We start from the raw sequence: 22,261 nt of genomic DNA on the forward strand, positions 1-22,261 counted from the left end.
TTATTAAATGCATTGCTTAACACATGACATCCTTGGCATACCAAAATGCATATGCCATGGACAAAGTGATAAACAAAGAAGTGACTGAAAAAGGGATTAAGCAGATAACCAAAGCTGCCAAGCAACTGAATAAATTGGGCGTTCAGGCCAGCCAAAAAGCCAATAGATAGGCATCTGCTTATGTCACATTGCGCTGAGTCGCTTCATCAAGGCGCAGAATAGTATGAGCATTAGTGACGCTGGTCGCTAATGTATCAATCACGCCTGTGCGAAGCGCACCCAAAATACCCACAGCTTTGGTATTCTCACTAGCGATAGCAATAACATCGGGAATTCGCGTAAGGTCCTGAATATTAAGGCCTACTACACGCCCCTGCATGCGTGTATCAGAAGGCTGACCGTGGATATCGATAAAGTCATAACCCATCATATCCCCCACCGTCCCAGACAGGCGCGCTTCGGCTATCTCTTGGGCAGAAAACCATCCCATGCGTACCATATTGCTATCTTCACTTACGTCGCCCACGCCAATTAAAGCGGTATCGGCGCGTCGCGCACGGTCCAGCGTCTGGCGAACAGTGGAATTTTCATACAATGCGTCCCTTACATCGCCGTTTTGTACCAAGGCAGGAGCGTAAAGTGTCTCACTATCGCCGCCAAACCGGCTCGCCAAGCGTCGACAAATATGATCAGGGTTCATATGCTCACCTGCACGCAGCGATCCGCCAATTGCACAGACAAAAGAAACCTTTAATACCTCTGCCTGAAAAACGTTATCTGCCACGGCGGCTACATTACGCCCCATACCAACGGCGACAATCTGGCCATCAATCAAGCTACGCGATAAGTGATCTGCCACCAGGCTAGCCACACCTGAACGCTGCGCATCTGGGTCCGCGTTATCCAGGGCAATTAGCGCCCGCTTGAGGCCAAAACGTCGCTTAAGCTCTTGCTCAATTTCAATGCTAACAGCGGGATGCACTCGTACTCGAACATCAACAATTCCCTCTGCTTGTGCCTTTTTAAGCAGACGTCCTATTCGTACTCGTGAATGACCAAGCCGATTAGCGATCGCTTCTTGGGTCTCCCCCTGTACATAGTAGAGAGTCGAAATCTCTGTCATTAAGTCAATGTCAGCAGTATCTTGACTATTCATTCAGCATCCGGGAATTGTTTAAAAGCATGGCACGTACTTAAAAACGAGGCGCTCCTACTTAAGAGCACCTCGCACGAGAACGTATAATGTCAGCTAGGCTCACACTTTTTCAATACAGGGATAAGCGCTTGAATGATCAGCGCGAGCGAAACAGCCCCTGCATCACGCGTGCCCAGACTTTTTTCTGCCAACGGGCGTGCCCGCCCCACTCGGGGTAACAGTTTCGCCGTTTCGTCAGCCGCTTTGCTAGCAGCGCGTGCGGCAACTTCCCAGCAAGCCACCAGCCCACCGCTCTTCTCAACCTCTTTGGATAAAGCATCGGCAAATGGGACCAGCACATCAACGAGCGTCTTATCACCCAACTCCGCCTTACCAAACGCCATTACCTGATCACGCGCACTTATCACACCTGCCGCAAGGCGCTGGCCAGAGAGCGGCCTATCATTACCTAGCGACTCTCCCATTGCTTTCAAAATCACCCGCCAGATAGCCCCTGATGTACCGCCCGCTTTATCTGACCAGCGCTGCCCTGCCCATTGCAGCACTGTTTGCGCGCCTGCACCCTTATTAAAAGCCTCGTTAGCACCTTCTAGCGCAGCTTTACTACCACGCTGCATACCGATGCCATGATCGCCGTCACCCGCGACGGCATCAATCTGACCCAATAAATCGCAATGGCTGTTCACGGTATTGGCAAGGACCTCCAGCGACTCGATAACGCCCCGCGCTAACTTACGAGAAGACTCGCTGGCCTCAGGAATAGTATCCTGCACCACGACCTCTACCTCAGCCGGGTCTAACGCCTCAGCGGGCTTGACACTGCCTTTTCGATAGCCAGGCGCATCAGCTGCAGCGGTCCAAAGCGGCTCCATTTGTTGATCAAGCCAGAAAAATGTCAGTGAAACCCCCGCCATGTCCAGGCTAGTCACCAGCTCACCCACATCCGGCTCTACAATATGTATGCCTACACTCTGCAATAGCTCATCGACTTTGCGATAAATAACAAATAGCTCTTCGTACTTTACGGTACCCAACCCATTAAGTACCACGGCCACGCGGGCTCCGCTGACTGCAATACCTTCAGGAACCTCTTGCAGCAATCGATTAACGAGCATTTCTGCCAGTTCATCGGCGGTGGGAACATCAGCCTCACTAATACCAGGCTCACCATGAATCCCCAACCCAATAGCCATCCTCCCCTCAGGCACATGGAAAAGGGAATCATCCGCTCCCGGCAGCGTGCATCCCTCAAAGGCAACACCAAAAGAGCGCGTGCAACGGTTTGCCTCTTTCGCCACCACGACGACTTCTTCAAGCGACAAGCCGTTTTCAGCAGCGGCAGCAGCGGCCTTAAAAACGGTTAAGTCCCCCGCAATGCCACGACGCTTATCTATCTCTTCTAGCGGTGCACTAGCTACATCATCAGTCACCAGCACGATTTCACAAGGAATGCCCTCGGCAATGAGGCGCTCTCGTGCCTCACCAAAATGCAGTACATCACCCGCATAGTTGCCAAACGAAAGCAGCACACCTCCACCGTTATGGGCTGCTTTAGCCACTGAGTAAACCTGCTGAGAGGAAGGAGAACAGAACAGATTCCCCATGACGGCGCCATGCGCTAACCCCTGCCCAACCAAACCAGCAAACGTGGGGTAGTGGCCGCCCCCCCCCCCAATTACAACGGCTACCGTACCGGGTTCACTGCGCGTACTGCGCACAACACCACCGGGTACGGCCATCAACTTATCGCGATTAGCAGCCACTAATCCTAAGCGCGCTTCTTCAGGAAAATCACTCGGATCATTAAACAGGCGTGTCATTATTATACCTCCGGAGTGAAGACATACGGCGTCATCACAGCTTGCATAGTGGTGTTATTGTTAATTTCTGGCTATTAATCAGTCTCGCCATCTCATCAACTTATGCTTAGCGGGTTGTTAATCGAGACTCGTACTCATCAATTTTTGCTATTTTTAACTCGGAAGCACCACCAGAAAAATGATTACTCAAAAATGTGGAGACAATTAGCTTGGCTAATTCTGGCCCCACAACTCTCGCCCCGAGGGTCACGATTTGTGCGTTGTTACTGGTTTGAGCTTTAGCGGCCGAATAAACATCATGCGTTTGAGCAGCCCGTATACCAGGCACTTTATTAGCAGAAATAGCTACTCCAATACCTGTCCCACAAACCAGTACTCCACGATCAAAACGCCCTTCCTTAATGGCCGTTGCTACCTCAAATGCGACGTCAGGATATAGCACCGGCTCAGCATTAAACGTGCCAAAATCTTCAACCTCGAAGCCTAGCTCACGAACATGGCTAATCAGCATTTCCTTTAAGCCGTAAGCAGCCTCATCACCACCAATCGCGACTCTGAGAGTAGGCGTTTTATTAGACATTTTGGTTCTCTCCGCACAAGCAATAGAAGCACAGCGACCGATAGCAACAAATATTCAGACACTCTATCCAGCCGCCTACTGGTGCCTTCAATCTACCACCAGATGATCATTTGTAAACAGCTTGATCATAAGAACATAAAGTATATGTCAGCGCTTATACAAAAGAGATAAAACATAATTATGGCAAGCGATTGAATAATATAAATTATTAGCCAAAAAAGCTGTAGAAGTATAATACTTATACTTTTGTATAGTAACCATCCATCCAAAAACTCCGTCACCATGCTTGACGAAAGACCCTTAACTGCCCAATCATTTGATCACAGACTGTTCATTTTAAAAATAGCAAAAATGACAAGCGAACACTCGCTGGCAGATGGCGTTCGGCTGTTGACATCGACTAACAGGACCTGGCGTCATTAATCTCGTAGCGCCTTATAGCTTGCAGTGTCATTTAATCAACAAGACCAAGGCATGATTCTTATGAAAAATCGCTCTGCCCTCGCCAATGCCATTCGCGCCCTTTCCATGGATGCTGTTCAGAAGGCCAAGTCCGGCCACCCTGGCGCCCCCATGGGCATGGCTGATATCGCCGAGGTGCTGTGGAATGATCACCTCAAGCACAACCCCGAAGACCCAAAATGGGCCGATCGTGACCGGTTCGTGCTGTCCAATGGCCACGGCTCAATGCTGCTCTACTCTTTGCTGCACTTAAGCGGCTATGAGTTAAGCCTGGAACAACTTCAGAACTTCCGTCAGTTGCACTCGCCCACCGCCGGCCATCCGGAATTTGGCTACGCGCCCGGCATCGAAACCACTACCGGCCCGCTCGGTCAGGGGTTTGCCAACGCCGTCGGCTTTGCGATTGCCGAAAAAACCCTGGCAGCGCAGTTCAACCGTCCGGGCCACACCATTGTCGATCACCACACCTGGTGCTTTTTGGGTGATGGCTGCCTGATGGAAGGCATTTCCCATGAGGCGGCGTCGCTGGCGGGTACTCAGCAGTTGGGCAAGCTGATTGCGCTCTACGACGACAACGGCATCTCGATTGATGGGGAAGTGGAAGGCTGGTTTACCGACGATACCGCCAAACGCTTTGAAGCCTACGGCTGGCACGTGGTGCCCAATGTCGATGGTCACAAGCCGGAAGAGATCCAGGCCGCCATTGCACTTGCCAAACAGAACGATGACAAGCCCAGCCTGATTATCTGTAAAACGGTTATCGGTTTCGGTGCGCCCAACAAGCAGGGCAAGGAAGAGTCGCACGGCGCGCCGCTGGGCGAAGACGAAGTTGCCCTGGCGCGCAAGCAGCTGGACTGGCCCCACGCGCCGTTTCATATTCCCGAGCCCGTGTACGCTGGCTGGGATGCGCGTGAAGCAGGTAAAACCCGCCAGCAGGAATGGGACAAGCGCTTTGCCCGCTATTCCGAGGCGTTCCCGGCCGAGGCGCAGGAATTCAAGCGCCGCATGAAAGGCCAGTTGCCGGCTGAAATACCGACCGAAGCCCTCATCGAGCAGGCCCAGGAAAAAGGCGAGAGCATCGCCACCCGTAAAGCGTCGCTGGAAGCGCTTAACGTGATTGGTCCGAAAATGCCGGAGCTGCTCGGCGGCAGTGCGGACCTTGCGCCGTCCAACCTGACCTTCTGGAAGGGCGCCAAAGCGATTACGCCGGAAGATGCCAGCGGTAACTACCTGCACTATGGCGTACGTGAGTTCGGCATGGGCGCGGTAATGAACGGTATCGCCCTGCACGGTGGTTTTGTCCCGTACGGCGCAACCTTCCTGATCTTCATGGAGTACATGCGTAACGCGGTTCGCATGGCGGCATTAATGGGTCAGCAGGCGATCTACGTATTTACCCATGACTCCATTGGCCTGGGTGAAGATGGTCCGACCCACCAGCCGATTGAGCAGTTGACCAGCCTGCGCACGACGCCGAACCTGAACACCTGGCGCCCGTGTGACGCCGTGGAAACCGCCGCGGCCTGGGATGCGGCCATCAAGCGTCACTCTGGCCCCACGGCGCTGATCCTGTCGCGTCAGAACCTGCCGCACCAGGCCCGCACCAAAGCCCAGCTGGCTTCCATTCAGCGTGGCGGGTATGTGCTGAAAGACAGCGACGGTACACCCGAGCTGATCCTGATCGCCACCGGTTCGGAAGTGGGGCTGGCCATGGACGCTGCCGCCGAGCTTGAAGCACAAGGCAAAGCGGTACGCGTGGTCTCCATGCCGTCGACCTACCGCTTCAACGGTCAGGACGCCGAGTACCGGGAAAGCGTCCTGCCCAGGGCGGTCACCAAGCGTATTGCCGTTGAAGCCTCACATGCCGACTACTGGTACAAGTATGTGGGTCTGGACGGGCGTGTGATCGGCATGACCACGTTCGGCGAGTCCGCCCCTGCGGGTGAGCTGTTCAAGCACTTCGGCTTTACGGTTGAGAATATTCTTGGCACAGCAGAAGAAATGCTAAACAGGTAAGAAAAATAGCTGAACGACGTTCTACTCAGAGCATGGCTAGCATCACCAAAAATGCCATGCTCTGATTATTCACGCTGACGACCAATAAGCTTAATCTTCATCCTCGTCATCGCGCATCCGCGCCTGACGCTCAGCCTCTTCTTCTTTGGCGTCATCGATCACTTCCATCAACTCATCGACCTTGGCGATATGGGTGTCGAAGTCGAAGTGGCCGGTCAACTTACTCTCTGGATGCAGCTCGCCTGCCTCATAAAGCGCCCACATCTCTTTGCCATAGTGGGTCTTTAGCAGTTCCGGTGCATAGTGGCCAAAGTAGGCGCGCATATTATTAACGTCACGCTCTAGCATGGCAGCCGCGCTATTGTTACCAGCAGCATCCACGGCCTGGGGCAGGTCAATAATGACCGGCCCCTCGGCATCTACCAGCACGTTAAATTCCGACAAGTCGCCGTGGATCAGGCCAGCGCAGAGCATACGCACCACATCCTTGATGACTTTATCGTGATAGCGCAGCGCCTGCTCGTGGGTCAGTGTTACGTCATCCAGGCGTGGCGCAACAGTGCCCTCGGCATCGGTAATCATCTCCATGAGCAGCACACCATCCACAAAACCGAAAGGCTTGGGTACGCGTACATCAGCTGCGGCAAGGCGATAGAGCGCGTCTACTTCCGCAGTTAGCCACGCTTGCTCCTGCTCTTTTTGACCATAGCGGGTCTTCTTCGCCATGGCCCGGGCACGCCGGCTATTACGCTCTTTACGCCCTTCCTGGTACTGTACCGCCTGCTTAAAGCTGCGCTGTTTAGCCTCTTTAAATACCTTGGCACAGCGTACCTCTTCGCCACAGCGCACCACGTAAACCTGTGCTTCCTTGCCGCTCATCAACTGCGTCAGCACCTCATCGATCAGGCCGTCATCGACCAGGGGCTGTAATCGTTTGGGTGTTTTCATGGCTAGCTGCAATGGCTCCTATAGAAGTAGAAACAGTTAGAAGTAGGGACAGTTTCTGGCACTCAGTAGCGAATGCGACGCACACGAAAGGCGCGTCCTTTTAGTTTGTCACGTTCGAGTTTGGCCTGAGCTTTTTGAACAGCGCTGCGCTCAACCGCGACATAAGCACTGCGGGCCAACACTTTAATTTTACCGACCTGATCACCGCGCAGCCCGCCCTCGCTGGTCAGGGCACCCAAAATATCGCCTGGCCGCAGTTTATCCTTTTTACCACCGGCTAATTGCAGCGTCGCCATGGGAGGTTCAAAGGGGGCTGTTTGTGTGGCTTTAGGAAGCGCTTCCGTAGTGAGCTGCTCGCTCAGAAGCTCTGCCAAGCGCCCCAAGCGATAGGTTTCTTGAGGGGTTACCAGCGTACAGGCAATGCCACTGGCGCCAGCCCGCCCGGTACGCCCTACGCGGTGGACATGGACCTCTAGCTCACGGGCAATTTGATAGTTAAACACCGCATCCAATTGCGCAATATCCAGGCCACGTGCCGCCACGTCGGTGGCCACCAGGATTGACGCACTTTGGTTGGCAAAGAGTATCAAAATACGATCACGGTCTTTTTGCTCTAAATCACCGTGCAGCGCTACCGCGCTAAAACCGGCATCCACTAGGCTATCGGCTACCGTCTGGGTTTCGCGCTTGGTGTTGCAAAACACCACGCTGGTCGTCGGACGGTTGACCAGCAACAGCTGTTTAAGCGCACCAAAGCGGGCATCTTCACTAGGCACTTCATAGAAGTGCTGATCAATGGTAGTGGCGTCATGCACCTCAGCCACTTTAACGCTGACAGGATCCATCATGACGCCGCGCGTCATGGCCGCCAAGCCACCGGACTCCTGTTCATCAGGGAAGGTAGCGCTAAATAGCAGCGTCTGGCGATCCGCCGGGGTTTCCGCAATGATCGCATCCAATGATGCTTGAAAGCCCATATCGAGCATGCGATCCGCCTCATCCAGCACAAGTGTGCTTAGCGAACCCAGCGTCAACGAACCTTTACGCAGATGCTCTTCAATACGCCCCGGGGTACCAACAACAATATGCGCGCCATGCTCAAGCGAGCCTAACTGTGGCCCAAACGGCGCTCCGCCACACAGTGTTAATACTTTAACGTTAGCCATGGCCCGCGCCAAACGGCGCAGCTCTTCGGCTACCTGATCAGCAAGCTCACGAGTAGGGCAAAGTACCAGCCCCTGTACAGAAAATACTTCAACCCGTAGTTCAGCGAGTAGCGCCAAACCAAACGCCGCTGTTTTGCCCGAGCCTGTTTTGGCCTGTGCCAGCACATCCCGCCCGGCCAGCATGGGCGGCAGGCTTTGCGCCTGAACAGGCGTCATCTGGTGATAACCCAGCGACTCAAGGTTAGTAAGCAGCGTGGCCGGTAAGGCGAGCGACGAGAAGGAGACGTCTGACACAATAAAACCTGCAGGGCCGTTTAACGGCCAGTAAAGAGGTAACTAATACGGATACACTTTAATGTGAAGCACCATACCAGAAAGTGCCTGCCCCTGCGTGCATCTCATACCGCCAGTGGCGCAAGCTCAGCCTTGCAAAGGGTTGCCAGGTCATTGGGCGCCAGCTCAATCTCAAGCCCACGCCGCCCGGCGCTGACAAAAATAGTGGCAAAGCCCGCAGCCGACGCATCAATATAGGTTGCCAGGCGTTTTTTCTGCCCCAAGGGGCTTACCCCACCCAACACGTAACCAGTGGCACGCTCGACCTCGGCAGGTACCCCCATGACGGCTTTTTTAGCTCCAGCGGCCTTGGCAATCTGCTTTAGGCCCAACTGCTGAGTGACTGGCACGATCCCCACGGCAAGCGTCTTGCCGTCCAGCGTTACTACCAGGGTCTTGAATACTTGCTCGACGGCCACCCCCAGTTTTTCAGCGGCTTCCAAGCCGTAGGACTCTGCCGCTACATCGTGCTGATATTCACGAATTTCAAACGGGATACCCGCTTTTTTGGCCGTATTAATGGCTGGTGTCATGACGCTCTCTTGATGTTTAGTAAAGTTGGGCAGCCCTCGTGGCGCGCTCTGGAAAGCCTATTCCTGCCTGCTACGCTAAATAGCGTAAGCGCTAAAGGGAAGTCAACCGAAAGGAGCCTTAATTATGCCAGCTACATCGAAAGCCCAGCAAAAAGCCGCAGGCGCTGCCCTTTCCGCCAAACGTGGAGAAACCAAGCCCAGTGAGCTTTATGATGCTTCCAAGGATATGTACGACTCAATGAGCGAAGAAGAGCTTGAGGAGATGGCAAGCACCGAGCGCAAAGGCAAACCAGAGAAGAAAGGCGATTAACTGCGCTTGTAGTGCTCCGCTTCTACATCATAACGCCCGCTTCATTAAGCAGGCGTTATGATCAACACCAACGAAAATTACAGCGCTATTCCCCCGGTTTACGTGGCCACCAGGGTAATGCTGGTGACGGGGCGCAAATTACGCTGCAAGCAGTGCTGCTCAACGCTCTCCACAATCTCTTCGGCATCATCGATCTGTTGCTTGTCGAGCTGGATATCCACCATCAGAAAACTGCCCACCTGTGCCAGGCGCACATCGTCACTGGCGATATCAAACTCGGCGATCTCTTCCACCATGTCCTGGCGAATGCTGCCCATGGGTTCGCCAAACATCAGTTCGCGAAGCGCTCCACGCACCATGCGGATAGGCATGGGTAAAAAGTAGCCTGCAATGACCAGCACCATTACCGGGTCAGCCAACCGCGCATAACTTGCCCAGGGCGTTAACGTGAGTCCCCAGGTAAGTGCAAAACCAAGCATTACCGCCGCGCTTAACCAGGTATCCATTTGCCACTGACGCAGCTCAGCCGCCAATAAGGAGGAGCGAGCAATACGGGCATAGCGCTTTAGCCACCACCAGGTCAACAAACAGCCGCTCACGTTAGCGACACCAAATAACAAGGCCAAATCAAGTGTCACCAAGCGTCCGCCCTGCGCCAGGCTCCACATGGCTGACACTAAAGAGAACAGACACACCAGCGCAATCACCACGCCTTTGAGCAACACCGCTAGCGGCTCTACCGTTAGCCGCCCAAAGGGGTAGTGATCATCCGCGGGTTTGCGGGCATGCTGTAACGCAAGCAGTGAGAGCGAAGCCAGAACAAGGCTTAACAGTGAATATCCGCTATCGAATAAAATCGTGATAGAGCCACTGGCTAATCCCAGGACCAAGCCAGACAGCGCAAAAAAGCTTGCTGAAATAGCTGAAAATCTTAGCGCACGGCGCTCAGCAATAAAGGGGGTCACGCAGAAAACTCCGTTCTGATTTAGCAGGATTGTAGGAAATCGTGCTGCATGGTAAAGGGTGTACTAACGTTTAACGAATCACTCAGCGCTAAAAAAAATAGCACTCAACCACGAGACTCCGTATGCGAGCTGAACAAGTCCAGGCATTTGTTGAAGTTACTGAGCACGGCTCATTTGCCGCCGCTGCGCGGCAGTCAGGTATAAAGCGCGGTACGCTAAGTGCGGCGGTCCATGCGCTGGAAGATAGCCTGGGGGTGGCACTGTTTGAACGCTCGGGAAATAGCCTGACACTAACTGCCGTAGGTGAAAGCGTACTCCCCGACTGTTACCGGCTACTGACAAGCGCCAGCCGAATCAAAAAGCATTGCCACCAACATCTGCAAGGGGTCGAAAACCAGCTGTGCATTGCCCGCGATGATGCGCTTCCTGAGCGGTTCTGGCACCAGGTCATGCACGATTTAAAGCAGCAGTTCCCGCTGACCGCGGTATCGGTTTATCTTGTTCCACCGCAGGAGCACAGCCAGTTTATTCTGCGCCAAACTGTCGATATTGCGTTTGGGCTTTATACCACCAAAGGCGTTGCCCCCCACGCAGCCAACCTGGCACCTGTGAGTATGCGCTTAGTGGCCTCTCCACAGCACCCACTGAGTCGGCTCCCCAGCGTCAATCGCGATGATCTCGCCCAATACACGCAAGTCTGCTTAACCCACATTCAGGACGACAAACTGGTCAGCGAAGCGCTTTTTTCCGCTAACTACCTGGGCTTCACCATGTTTGAGGTGATCCGAGATGCGGTAATAAACGGCACGGGATGGGCACTACTTCCTCACCCGCTGGTTAAAGAAGCATTGGAAAGTGATCAGCTCTGCTCACTGAATCACGACCTTGCCCTGGAAAGCCACTATTACCGCTATGTAGAGAGTGAAAACCTGGGCGTAGTGGCCACCGCACTCCTTAACAAAGTGGCGCGTTTTCTAGGCAATGCGCAGTAGTGGTCACTTCGCTGAAATGCAGGAGTGGTCACTTCGGTGAAATATAGCAGTGGAAAAAAGTGCAATATCCTTCCACGCTATAAAAAAGTGCCTCACAAGGAGATTTAAAGACACGCCAGAGGAACGACACAGGCAAGTGTCATCTAGGCGTAAGATGTAGCTGCCAGTGTCGATGTTGCCGTCAACCAAGGAGCTATCGCCCGATGGTAAGACTCGATAAGAAAGCGACAAGGCTTTATGTCCTGGACACCAATGTCCTAATCCATGACCCCACAGCGCTCTACCACTTTGAAGAGCATGACGTGGTTATCCCCATGACGGTTCTTGAGGAACTGGATAAGCATAAAAACGGAATTCGTGAGATTGCCCGTACGGCACGTCAAGTTAGCCGTACGCTCTCTGACCTTACCAACCAGGTTACTTTTGACGAGATTCAACGCGGCATCCCCATCCCACGTATTAGCGGCGAATCTGGACGCCTGCACTTTCTCTGCTTCAACGATTTAAAGCCCTTCGACTCGATGGACGACAGTCAGGATAACCGTATTCTGGCGGAAACCTGTCGGCTACGCGATGAGCGCCCCGATGCCTCGGTCATTCTAATTACCAAAGATATCAACCTGCGCGTAAAGGCGGCCGCGCTAAAAGTCCCTGTGGAGGATTACTTTAACGATCGGGCATTCTCAGACAGCGATGCCATGATTGAGGGTGCCCAAGTATACGCATCGGCGGGACACAACGGCGGGGCGCTTTGGGAAGCGCTGAATGTTGATGTCAGCGTTGAGCGGGTGGAGCATCAAACGTTTTATCAATTAAGTGGCGACATGCCCCGTCACTGGCACTTGGGAATGCTTGTCTCCGACAGCGAGAATGGCGCTGAGTTTGAGGCCATTATTCGTGAGCTGTCGCCCTCATCAGCACGGTTACAGCTGTTGACCAACTACCGCCACCACGCTGGAGTGTGGGGCGTTCACGCCCATGATAGCCGTCAAAACTTTACCCTGAACCTGCTGATGGACCCGGACATTGATCTGGTCACCATTGCCGGTAACGCGGGCACGGGTAAGACCTTTATGACGCTGGCCGCCGCTTTCCAGCAAACCCTGGATGCCAAGCAGTTTGAGCGCATCGTGTTTACCCGCGCACCTATTCCGATGGGCGAGGACATTGGTTTTTTGCCCGGTACCGAGGAGGAGAAGATGTCGCCGTGGATGGGTGCCTTCCACGACAATATGGATAACCTGCTGCGCAATGACGAAGGAGAGTCGACCTGGGATAATGGCGCAACACGGCAACTGATTGGCTCACGCGTACAGATTCGCTCGCCAGGCTTTATGCGAGGGCGCACCTTAAACGACACCTTTTTGATTATCGACGAGGCACAAAACTTTACACCCAAACAGCTTAAATCACTGGTTACCCGTGCCGGGCGTAATACCAAAATTGTCTGTTTAGGCAACGTGGGGCAAATCGATACGCCCTATCTAACCGCCAATACCTGCGGCATGGCGGCCGTGGTTGAGCGCTTCCGTGACTGGCCACACGCCGGGCATATTACCCTCAAAAGCGTTGAGCGTTCGCGCCTGGCGCTGGCGGCTGAAGAGCTTTTGTAAAAAGGCTGTTCTAAAAAGGGCTTTTACCGCGAGGGTAACCGCCTAATACGTAAACGTACGGTAAAACCGCCAGCTCGCTACTGGCGGTTTTTTTCTTTATCGCCGTTCCAAGGGTTCTCAACCCCCAGCGTATCGGCGGCAAAGGCTTCGCGCTCACCTAATGGGCGCTCTTCACCAATAGTGGTGTCTTTATAGGTCTGGCGCTCCATTTCACTGTTCACTTCTGCACCTAGCAGTACCACAAACGCAGACAGCCAAAACCACATCATCAGTACAACCACGGCGCCCAATGACCCATAAAGCTCACTGAAGCTTGAAAAGTAGCGGACATAAAGTGAAAGCCCGCCTGACCCAAGTAACCATAAAGTGGTCGCCAGCAGCGTGCCATAGCTTAACCAGCGCCATTGTGCGGCACGCCGATAAGGCGCAAACCGGTACAGCAGGGCAATTAAAAAGCTCATGATGATCAACAAGGCAGGCCAACGCAGCCACTTAAATACTTGATCGAAAGGATCATCCACCGCTAAGGCATCGACCAACACAGGCACAATCGCAATAAAGCCAAGCGATACCAGCGTCATGCCAATCAGGCCAAACGTCAGTAGCACCAACACAACACCGCGAAGAAAGAAGTTACGCCGCTCCTTTTCGCCATAAACCACATTCAGCCCTACCACGAGCACTCCCACGCTTTTGGAAGCGATATACATGGCGACCAACAGCCCTAAAAGCACCGCCATTACGTTGCCAGATTCGGCACTCTCAACCACTGTCTGGGTTTGCTGATCAATAAGGCTTGCCGCATCCGGGGGCATAAAACGGCTTAGTTCATAAAGCTGCCGCCCTGCTTCCACCGGATCAAACAGCAATCCCCACAGCGATATTACCGCTGCAATGGTAGGAAATAGTGCCAGCAAAGCGTAAAACGCGACACCAGCCGCCAACATGGTAAGGCGGTCACGCTTAGCGGCGCGCAACACCCGCCATACAACATCAAACCACCCATAACGTGGAATCTCATCGGGCTTTTTGGCACGTCTCCCTCGGTGGTTCTGTGAACTCTCGTGGCTCATGGCGACCCTTCCCAGATTAATAACAGTGCCAAAACAATGGCTAACGCCATCATCAAGCCGCTCGTATGGTGGCGCATCCAGCTTTCCATAGCCGTTAGTTGAGTTAAGCGCGCCATCATCCGCTTTTCAATGGCCAGAGCAATACCCACAGACGCTGCTTTAACATCGCCACACCACTGCCCAGCAGAGCGAACCCCTACCAAGGCATTTTGAACGAGCCACGCATAAGGCCACCATAAGTCGCCTGCAGGCAGGGGGCGTATACGCCAATGGCGCGTTAACCACCACCCCGCCCACGTTAACACGATGCCTACGGGCAGTGGCCACATCAGGCTAAACCACTCTTTCAACGGGGGGATTTCCGCACTCCCTTGAGGAAGCGGTAGCCATATCGGCGTCACAAGAGCGGCCGTTAATGCAGCAAGCCAGGCACCCCACTGACCAGGATGGCTGCCACCGGTGCTGCGCTGCTGCCACTGCCGCCAGAGACTGACACTCACCAACGCAGAGGTGCCAATTGCCGCCCAGGTTAACAACGCGACCAGTTGCTCATGATGCATCTCATACAGCGCGTTTTTGACGCCCCACTTGCTGACGAGCCCAGCGCCAAAGGCGCCGGTAAGCGACAAGGCAGGCAGCGCCAGCAGCACCCAGACAAGCGCCAACGGCCACCGAGGTAAATGCTCACTAACACTGGTCCCCATAAATAGCGCGCCTTTGGCCAGCGCGTGGTGAGCCGCAAAGAGGACCACGCCCGGCAGCAACAAGGGCCACACCTCGGGCGCTGCCAATCCCATAGCGACCATGGCGGTCAGCATGCCCATTTGGCTGATGCTGGAGTAAGCTAATACGGCCTTGGGATGCCTCTGCCACACCCCATACAGCGCCGCGCCAAAGGCAGCGGCCAAACCAGCGACCACCATGATATCGCCAAGCCGGGTGAGCGCACCGGAAAGCGAGGTTTCCCCCAGGGGTAATACGTAGATCCAGCCAAGCAGCCCGGCCTTGATCATCGCGCCGCTTAGCACCGCGCTGGCCGGAGCGGGGGCCGCCGGATGCGCAAGCGGTAGCCACACGTGTAAGCCGATAACGCCAGCCTTCACGCCCAGCCCAAGCCATAGCAAGCACGCCATTAAGGCACCATACTCAGCCGTGGCGATCCCCTCACGTACGCCTGCCAGCAGTACGGTTTCCGCACTACCGGCCGCCCACAGCAAACCTCCTAGAATCAATCCTTCGCCGACCACCGCGAGAATCAAATAGGCCCTCGCACCCAGCTTCGCATCCGGCGTACCGTTATGTACGACCAGGCCATAGGCGGCAAATGTCATCAGCGCAAAGCCCAGGTAAAAAGTGGCGATATCCTGGGCAATAATCAGAAGTACGTTACCGACAAACGTTAATGGCCATAACAGAGCCAGGCGCAACAACCGGCGCTCAGCGGCACTGTCGCCCGCTTGGGCGCTGGCCTGCTCCTTGGCAAAATATCCACGCGCATGAATCGCTGCAAAACACCAAAGCAGCGCGGTGAAAGCAAGCCAAGGGCGGCTCAGTGCGTTAAGCGACCAGTGCCCGCCCAGCATCCAGGCATCTATCACCCACTGGGCTTCCCCCATATACGCCAACAGTAGCGCTGGCCATGCCGCACTGAGCCAGACCCACGAGAAGTAGCGGCGCTGAGCAGCGGGTGTACGATAAGCCTTCCATACGCCCATCAACGACACGCAGACCGGCCAGCAAAGTGTTATCACCAAGAGTAGCGTTATCATTACAGGTACTCCCCCTCGGCTACACGCGTTGCCCAATCCAGTGGGCTAAACGGCAACCCGGCAAGTGCGCCAGCAGCGATACTGAGAACGGCGGTAAACACAGCAGGCCAGAGCAGCCAGCCGTGAGTTTCCAAACGCCCAAGACGCTGATCTTTTGGCCAACTCCCATTGCCATGAGCAGGCCCAACACGAAACCAAAGACGATGCACGATCGGCAGAAAATAGAGGGCATTTAGCGCACTGCTTGACACCAGCACGGCGACAACCCAATACATGTCGGCCTGAATGGCGCCAATTCCCAAATACCATTTAGTGATAAATCCGGCCACAGGCGGTAGACCAATCATGCCAAAGGCGCCCACTGTAAAGGCCAGGCTAGTGAGTGGCATACGCTTACCCGCTCCATCCATCTCATCAATGCGGTGGATGCCCAGCTCTTCTGCATAAATACCCGCACAGAAAAATAGCGTTACCTTCATGATCCCTTGGTGCAGTAGGTGAGCAAGCGCGCCAATGGTGCCAAAAGGACCCACCAGGCTAACCCCAAGCACGATATACGACACTTGGCTGATGGTTGAAAAGGCCAGTCGCGGCTTTAACTCCTGCTGCGCGATGGCGCGTATTGAGCCGTATATAATGGTGACCGAGGCCGCCACTGCTAACACCGTCGTAACCCCAAGCTCTACGCTTAGCTCAATGCCATACAAGTCGTAAATAATTCGCAAAATGCCAAAGGCACCGGCTTTTACCACCGCGACTGCGTGCAATAGTGCGCTTACCGGTGCCGGTGCGACCATGGCCCTGGGCAGCCAACCATGCAGCGGCACCATGGCAGCCTTAACGGCAAACCCACCCACCAGAAGCGCAAATATAAACGTTAGCAGGCTGCGGTGGTCTACTAAGTAGCCTCCTAGACCGCGCTCGGAGGCGAACGAATGGTCGCCCGTTAAACTATATAAAAGCACCGTACCCAACAGCAGTACTACGCCTGCGGTCAGGGTGTAACGTAGATAAATTCGCCCGGCATTTAAGGCTTTATCAGTGCCCGAATGGACCACCAGCGGATAGGTGGATAGCGTCAGCATTTCGTAGAAAATCAGAAAGGTAAACAAGTTACCGGCCAGCGCAATACCCAGCGTACTGGCAACACATAAGCTAAAAAACCCAAAAAAGCGTTTACGGTTTGCGGTTCCTTCCAGATAACCAATGGCGTAAATCGTGGTGCATAGCCATAAGAGCGACGAGAGCCCAGCAAACATGACGCCCAACGCGTCAGCACGCAGTACAAAGTCGATATTACCGACCACCTGAAAGCTGAACACGGCCTCCTCGCCACGTGCTACGAGCGTTACCATTAGCGCCACCAGGCTGATTTTGATGACCGCCGCCAGCAGGTTGATACGGGTACGCATCCATCTGGATGCTTCAGGCAGTACAAAAATAATCACCGCAGCCAGTAGCGATGCGGCCAACGCAGTCAAGGGTAGCCAAGCGACATTCATGCGTTATCTCCATGAAGAAGCTCAAGCGGAAAGTGCGCTAAAAGCCCTAACGCTAACGCAGCCATGGCTAAGCAAAGCGCAATCGCATCCATACCCGGAGCAAGCGGCTGAAAACGGTGGCGCGGGGCCTCCTCCAGGAACGAATAGCGGAAAAAGCGAAAAATATAGGCGGCGGTTAACAGTGTACCTATAAGCAATACTGCCACTGCCAGCCACTGGTGGGAGAGCACCATGGCTTGCAGGAGCAGCCATTTAGCCGTAAAGCCCGCACTTGGTGGCAGCCCCATTAAAGTTACCGACGCAATTCCAAAAACCAACAGTGAAAGCGGTAGGCGGCGGCTGGTGCCAGCAAGCCCCTTTAGGGTCGTTTCACCGGTGGCCATTATCAAATTACCGGCGGCTAAAAACATCGCGGCTTTCGCTAGCGCATGGCCTATTAACTGCAACCAGAACCCTTCCCACGCCAGCGCCTTTACCACTGATGCTACATTGGGGCCTAGCAATAAGGGGAACACCACCATCAAGTAGCCCAACTGCGCCACGGTTGATGAAGCCACCACTGTTTTGAGCGTTTCAGCACGCCAGGCAATTAAGCCACCCCATATAATGGCCAACATGCCCAGCCAAGCGATTAATCGCGGCGCCCAAAAGGTGTCCGGTAATAAAAGACTCCACAGCTGAAGCAGCACGAATAGCGATGCTTTAACCACCAGCCCAGCATGCAATACGCTCACAGGCGTCCAGGCGCTGGAATGCACCGGAGAAAGCCAAGCATGAAGCGGAAAGAGAGCAGCTTTCAAGGCAAGCCCCGCCCCTATTAGCGCCGCTGCGATCCAGACAATCGGCCCTGGCTCAATAACCTGCGCAAGCCCGACCAAATCAAGCCGCCCCCAAGTGCCCAACAGCAGCGCGACGCCCAGTAAATAGGCAAGCGACCCCACCAGCGTAAGCAACAGATACCGCATACCGGCCAACAACGCCGCGGCCTTACCTGAAAGCAGCAGCATGCCTACCGCAGCCAACCCCATGGCCTCCAGCGCAAGGTAGAGCGTGATCAAGTCAGTGGCCAGCCAAATCAACGAAAGCGCGCTGACCATAACGCCCATCAACGGCCATATCCAACGGGCCAACGGTTCGGGTGCCGAAAGCCGCAGCGAGCCTGGGGTATAAAGCGCCGCTGCCGCTGCCAGCCACTGCGTTAACAGTAACATCAGCACGCTTACCCCGTTTAAGCGCAGCGCAACATTAATTCCCCAGGTTTCCCAGCCCCAGTGCAGTAGCCCTACTTGCTGGTAGTCGATCAATAACGATAGCCCGGCGGCCAATACAGGAACGCATGCCAACGCGATAGGCCACATTCGCTTAGGTGGCCAGAGTGCGGCTAGCCCACCGAAAACAAGCGGCAAACACACGGCGGCAGCCAATGCCCAATGGCTAGTTAAAAGCGGCTCGAATGTACTGTCTGTCAGGCCAAATCGCTCTATCATTTAGCCTTCTCCTCACGCCCGTCATCCTCTAACAGGGCCTCTTGCCCTTCAAGCTGGTAAAGCTTTCGGATCACTAATGCCCCCAGCAGTGATCCGAGCCAGGCGATCACCAGGCCCACTATAACCAGCGCCTGCCCTTGGGGAATTGCGCCTGCGACCCCGGCCAAGAGCAGAAACACACCCGACCCCAGTACGTTAAAGGCAAGCAAACGGCGCAATAAGTGGCGCTGCCAGGCAAAAGCGCCCATTGCTGTGGCCACCACCGCCACTCCGGCCAACACCAGAGGGTGCTTTGCAGGCGAGTAAGCCATTTCAGGTAGCACAAGGAAAATGGCAACTCCGACCATCAAACACCAGGCAAGCGCTAACACAATGCGCGTGACTCTATGCGTTAGTGGCGGCTCAAAATGATCGTAACGGGGTAATTTAGAAGCGCTTGAGGGAAAGATACCTAACGCGTAAAAAAAGCAGGCGACGGTTAATACCGTGCCCAATAGCCCTTCGACAGCCGCTAACCAGGGCATCCCCAGGGTTAGCCAGGCAAGCGCCATTGTGAGCGTAAAGGCAAAAAAGGCGCGACACGCACGCACCAAATGGCGGTCAAATAGGCAAATCAGCGCTGCTATCAAAAGACACAGCGCTAATACAGCCTCGATGAGGTCGACAGACGAGATTACTGCCATTGCTATCCTTGCAGCGGCTTATAGACAAATTACTTTGCCTATCTTTTGATCACTTGTCGATGTAAGGATTACTTCAGAAGAGTGCTCAACCACTGACCAATATCGCCCACTTGCTGAGGGCAAAGTGCGTGAGCCATAGGATACTGGCGATAGTTGGCGGTGTAGCCTTGGGCTTTTAAGCGCTCAAACCCAGCCCGTCCCAAACTCTCTGCCACGATAGGGTCCATATTACCGTGATGCACCTCAATCGGAATTGCCTTGTTGGCATCACTCAATTCGATACTGTCTGCCGTGGCAAAGTAGGTCGACATTGCCAGCAACCCACCTAACGGCAACGGAAAAGATAACGCCGCCTGATAAGCCACCGCGCCCCCCTGAGAGAACCCTGCCACGATAATCCGCTGGCTATCGATACCGTGATCAATCTGTTCCTGTATCAGCGCCTGAATACGCTTGGCAGAGCATTTCAGCTGTACTTCATCAACACGGCGCCCGAGGTCCATCGCCAGAATGTCGTACCAGGCGGGCATCACCATGCCGCCGTTAACGGTCACCGGCAGCCGTGGCGCGTGCGGCATAATAAACCGTACGTGGGCATCTTCAGGAAGGTTAAGCGCGGGCACCAGAGGCTCGAAGTCATGCCCATCGGCACCTAAGCCATGAATGATAAACACACAGGCATCGGCAGGTTGACCGTTTTTCGGTTCAATAATCAGTTCGCCTGGGTCCGTCATGATATTTATCCTTACTTAATTGAAAAAGCACGCGATTAGGGCGCTTGAACGCTTAGCGCAAGCGGCGATGAAACATTAACAGACCCTAACGTAAACCGGCATTCACAGCGAGTGATTACGCTTAAAAGGGCCACACATGAGGAATCAATATGAGTGCGATGGCCCCGGTTAGCACGTTTAGGCCACCGCCTACGCGCATAAAATCACTAATACGATAACCGCCGGGGCCATACACCATTAAGTTGGTTTGATAGCCAATAGGCGTTAAAAAGCTGGCCGAAGCAGCAAACATTATTGCAATCACGTAAGGCATTGAGCTTACGCCAAGGCTCTCGGCGGCGGCCATGACGACCGGAAAAATGATCACCGCCGCACCGTTATTAGTGACAAGCTCGGTTAGTAGCGCCACAACACAGTACGTACCTATCAAGAGCAGCCAAGGGTTACTGCCTACGACATGCAGTATGCCACCGGCAATCGCATCTGCGGCGCCCGAACTCTGCAGCGCAGCCCCCACACCAAACGAGGCAGCAATCGTCAAAAGCACTTGGCTATCCAGCCCGCGCCGGGCAGCTTCAACCGAACAGCAGCCGCTTAACAGCGCCAGTGCAGCGCCCAGCATCGCGGCATTTAACATGCTCAAAACGCCGAATGCAGCCAGCAATACTGCCCCCAGCAGAATCCCCCAGGCGAGCGGCGCTTTTTCATGAACAGGCCGCGCAGAGCCGTTTAGCTCACTGATCAAGAGAAAATCTTTTGACTGACGGTGGCGTTCAATAAATGGAGGACGCGCTTCCAGTAGCAGCACATCAGCGGGCTGCAGGCGTACCTGCCCCAGATTGCCGGTGACACGCTCACCGCCTCGGCAGATAGCCAGTACGGCCGCACCATAAAGCGTCCTAAAGCGGCCGTCTCGAATGCGCTGGCCAATGAACTGGCACTGGTTCGACACTACGGCTTCGACCAAGCGGCGCTCTTTGAACTCTTTTTCCAGGCTGGAGGTATGATCATGCGAGGGTATTAATCCACGAATTTGCTGTAGTTCGACAGCGGCATCGCTGGTGCCCACAAACACCAACCGGTCGCCACCCTTTAACTGCTCACCAGGCCCCACAACACTCACAACGTTACCGTCACGCTCGATCTCAACCAGAAACAGCTCTTGCAAGTGGCGCAGCCCGGCCTCCTCCACCGTTCGATTAACCAGAACGCCTTCCCGATCAATCTCCATCTCAATGGTAAATTCACGCGGGTTAGCGAACGCATTGGCCAACCCCTCGCGAGCAGGTAACAGGCGCGGCCCAAGAATCACCAGATAGGCAAGTCCTACCACGGCGACCGGCACACCCACCCAGGCAAGGTCAAACAGGCCCATGGTCACATTGGGATAACGCTCCGTCAGCAGCCCATACACCACCAGGTTGGTGCTGCTGCCAAACAAGGTAATCGTACCGCCAAGAATGGAGGCGAAGCTTAACGGCATCAGCAGCCGCTGGGGGGAGCGTCGCAGCCGCCGACTCCAGCTCATAACCGCCGGTATATAGGTAGCCACTACAGGGGTGTTATTTAAAAAAGCACTTAAAGAGGCCACCGGTAACAGTAACCGCACCAAAGCCCCCCGCTCAGTTTTAGGGCGCCCCAATACATAGCGAATAATAAGATCGATACCGCCCGTTTCACGGATGCTAGCCACCAGCACGTACATAAAAGCGACCGTAAACAGCCCACTGTTGGAAAAGCCGCTTAACGCCTGAGCTGGCTCAATAACACCCAGGGTCATCAGTACAATGACAGCGCCAAGCAAAATGATGTCGGGCCCTAACCTCGAGACGGTCATTAGCGGGAAGATGGTGGCAACCACCGCTATCGCAATCCATGCATCCAGTGTCATAACGCGACATTCCTAACAAAAAGTAATGCGCTATTGTGACCTCAACCACATATTCTAAAAAGTTATTTTTAGAAACATTTAAATACCAAAATAGAATAAGAAAATTCACACACAAAAACCCCCGCTCGTGAGCGTAATGCTGTTCGGTTAAGGTTTGCCGATGACCGAACAGCATTACCGCTTCGGTGGGGTCTTCCTATCTCAAGCCCTTGAGAATAAATAAGCGCC

At 54.3% G+C, this 22,261-nt stretch carries 18 protein-coding genes; 4 read left to right on the forward strand and 14 right to left on the reverse strand.

Annotated elements, in window-relative coordinates; genetic code table 11:
• Window positions 1-178: 178 nt before the first annotated feature.
• The 3 genes from ACT3TY_RS10895 to ACT3TY_RS10905 all read right to left on the reverse strand — a co-directional run bounded on the left by ACT3TY_RS10895 (window position 179) and on the right by ACT3TY_RS10905 (window position 3,556).
• Window positions 179-1,156: a sugar-binding transcriptional regulator gene (locus ACT3TY_RS10895; RefSeq protein WP_193054757.1), complete on the reverse strand. Its 978-nt coding sequence runs from the start codon at window positions 1,154-1,156 to the stop codon at window positions 179-181.
• Window positions 1,157-1,245: 89 nt separating this feature from the next.
• Entirely contained in the window at window positions 1,246-2,976 is a 1,731-nt protein-coding gene (locus ACT3TY_RS10900; protein ID WP_444628185.1) for a dihydroxyacetone kinase family protein, read from the reverse strand.
• A gap of 106 nt (window positions 2,977-3,082) precedes the next feature.
• Complete coding sequence (locus ACT3TY_RS10905; RefSeq protein WP_193054755.1) at window positions 3,083-3,556, reverse strand: RpiB/LacA/LacB family sugar-phosphate isomerase; 474 nt, start codon at window positions 3,554-3,556, stop codon at window positions 3,083-3,085.
• A 483-nt stretch (window positions 3,557-4,039) separates the two neighbouring features.
• Here ACT3TY_RS10905 and tkt point away from each other — a divergent pair, with 483 nt between their 5' ends.
• Window positions 4,040-6,034 carry a transketolase gene (tkt, locus tag ACT3TY_RS10910; RefSeq protein WP_444628187.1) on the forward strand — a complete coding sequence of 665 codons (1,995 nt, stop codon included), beginning with the start codon at window positions 4,040-4,042 and terminating at the stop codon, window positions 6,032-6,034.
• 90 nt (window positions 6,035-6,124) lie between these two features.
• On the opposite strand, the gene ACT3TY_RS10915 is transcribed toward tkt, so the two are convergent.
• From ACT3TY_RS10915 to ybaK, 3 genes are all read right to left on the reverse strand, one after another.
• Window positions 6,125-6,982 carry a PA4780 family RIO1-like protein kinase gene (locus tag ACT3TY_RS10915; RefSeq protein ID WP_444628189.1) on the reverse strand — a complete coding sequence of 286 codons (858 nt, stop codon included), beginning with the start codon at window positions 6,980-6,982 and terminating at the stop codon, window positions 6,125-6,127.
• 62 nt (window positions 6,983-7,044) lie between these two features.
• On the reverse strand, window positions 7,045-8,442 hold the full coding sequence (dbpA, locus tag ACT3TY_RS10920; RefSeq protein ID WP_444628191.1) for an ATP-dependent RNA helicase DbpA: 1,398 nt from the start codon (window positions 8,440-8,442) through the stop codon (window positions 7,045-7,047).
• A 104-nt stretch (window positions 8,443-8,546) separates the two neighbouring features.
• Complete coding sequence (ybaK, locus tag ACT3TY_RS10925) at window positions 8,547-9,014, reverse strand: Cys-tRNA(Pro) deacylase (RefSeq protein ID WP_441678847.1); 468 nt, start codon at window positions 9,012-9,014, stop codon at window positions 8,547-8,549.
• 124 nt (window positions 9,015-9,138) lie between these two features.
• Here ybaK and ACT3TY_RS10930 point away from each other — a divergent pair, with 124 nt between their 5' ends.
• On the forward strand, window positions 9,139-9,324 hold the full coding sequence (locus ACT3TY_RS10930; protein ID WP_087109712.1) for a DUF3008 family protein: 186 nt from the start codon (window positions 9,139-9,141) through the stop codon (window positions 9,322-9,324).
• A gap of 98 nt (window positions 9,325-9,422) precedes the next feature.
• Here ACT3TY_RS10930 and ACT3TY_RS10935 read toward each other — a convergent pair whose 3' ends face one another.
• The gene (locus ACT3TY_RS10935) at window positions 9,423-10,289 is read right to left on the reverse strand and encodes a cation diffusion facilitator family transporter (protein WP_441678845.1); all 867 of its coding nucleotides are present in this window, start codon (window positions 10,287-10,289) and stop codon (window positions 9,423-9,425) included.
• A gap of 122 nt (window positions 10,290-10,411) precedes the next feature.
• On the opposite strand from ACT3TY_RS10935, the gene ACT3TY_RS10940 reads away from it, so the two are divergent.
• Both ACT3TY_RS10940 and ACT3TY_RS10945 read left to right on the forward strand, forming a co-directional pair.
• The gene (locus ACT3TY_RS10940; RefSeq protein WP_444628192.1) at window positions 10,412-11,281 is read left to right on the forward strand and encodes a LysR family transcriptional regulator; all 870 of its coding nucleotides are present in this window, start codon (window positions 10,412-10,414) and stop codon (window positions 11,279-11,281) included.
• Window positions 11,282-11,484: 203 nt separating this feature from the next.
• Entirely contained in the window at window positions 11,485-12,894 is a 1,410-nt protein-coding gene (locus ACT3TY_RS10945) for a PhoH family protein (RefSeq protein ID WP_172117272.1), read from the forward strand.
• Window positions 12,895-12,971: 77 nt separating this feature from the next.
• On the opposite strand, the gene ACT3TY_RS10950 is transcribed toward ACT3TY_RS10945, so the two are convergent.
• The 7 genes from ACT3TY_RS10950 to ACT3TY_RS10980 all read right to left on the reverse strand — a co-directional run bounded on the left by ACT3TY_RS10950 (window position 12,972) and on the right by ACT3TY_RS10980 (window position 22,033).
• On the reverse strand, window positions 12,972-13,967 hold the full coding sequence (locus ACT3TY_RS10950) for a YihY/virulence factor BrkB family protein (RefSeq protein ID WP_172117273.1): 996 nt from the start codon (window positions 13,965-13,967) through the stop codon (window positions 12,972-12,974).
• The gene (locus tag ACT3TY_RS10955) at window positions 13,964-15,736 is read right to left on the reverse strand and encodes a proton-conducting transporter transmembrane domain-containing protein (protein ID WP_444628194.1); all 1,773 of its coding nucleotides are present in this window, start codon (window positions 15,734-15,736) and stop codon (window positions 13,964-13,966) included. Before ACT3TY_RS10955 ends, ACT3TY_RS10950 begins: the two co-directional genes overlap by 4 nt.
• Window positions 15,736-17,238 (reverse strand): complex I subunit 5 family protein, encoded by a 1,503-nt coding sequence (locus ACT3TY_RS10960; RefSeq protein WP_444628195.1) that lies wholly within the window; start codon window positions 17,236-17,238, stop codon window positions 15,736-15,738. The genes ACT3TY_RS10955 and ACT3TY_RS10960 overlap by 1 nt, the downstream gene beginning before the upstream one ends.
• Window positions 17,235-18,725: a complex I subunit 5 family protein gene (locus ACT3TY_RS10965; RefSeq protein ID WP_444622255.1), complete on the reverse strand. Its 1,491-nt coding sequence runs from the start codon at window positions 18,723-18,725 to the stop codon at window positions 17,235-17,237. The genes ACT3TY_RS10960 and ACT3TY_RS10965 overlap by 4 nt, the downstream gene beginning before the upstream one ends.
• Window positions 18,722-19,408, reverse strand: a complete 687-nt coding sequence (locus tag ACT3TY_RS10970) for an NADH-quinone oxidoreductase subunit K (RefSeq protein WP_193054525.1) — start codon at window positions 19,406-19,408, stop codon at window positions 18,722-18,724. Before ACT3TY_RS10970 ends, ACT3TY_RS10965 begins: the two co-directional genes overlap by 4 nt.
• Window positions 19,409-19,476: 68 nt before the next feature.
• Entirely contained in the window at window positions 19,477-20,142 is a 666-nt protein-coding gene (locus ACT3TY_RS10975; RefSeq protein WP_172117278.1) for an alpha/beta hydrolase, read from the reverse strand.
• A 121-nt stretch (window positions 20,143-20,263) separates the two neighbouring features.
• Window positions 20,264-22,033 carry an SLC13 family permease gene (locus ACT3TY_RS10980; protein ID WP_172117279.1) on the reverse strand — a complete coding sequence of 590 codons (1,770 nt, stop codon included), beginning with the start codon at window positions 22,031-22,033 and terminating at the stop codon, window positions 20,264-20,266.
• Window positions 22,034-22,261 lie beyond the last annotated feature (228 nt).

This window comes from Halomonas sp. AOP22-C1-8 (genome assembly GCF_052378905.1).
Lineage (GTDB): Bacteria > Pseudomonadota > Gammaproteobacteria > Pseudomonadales > Halomonadaceae > Vreelandella > Vreelandella citrativorans.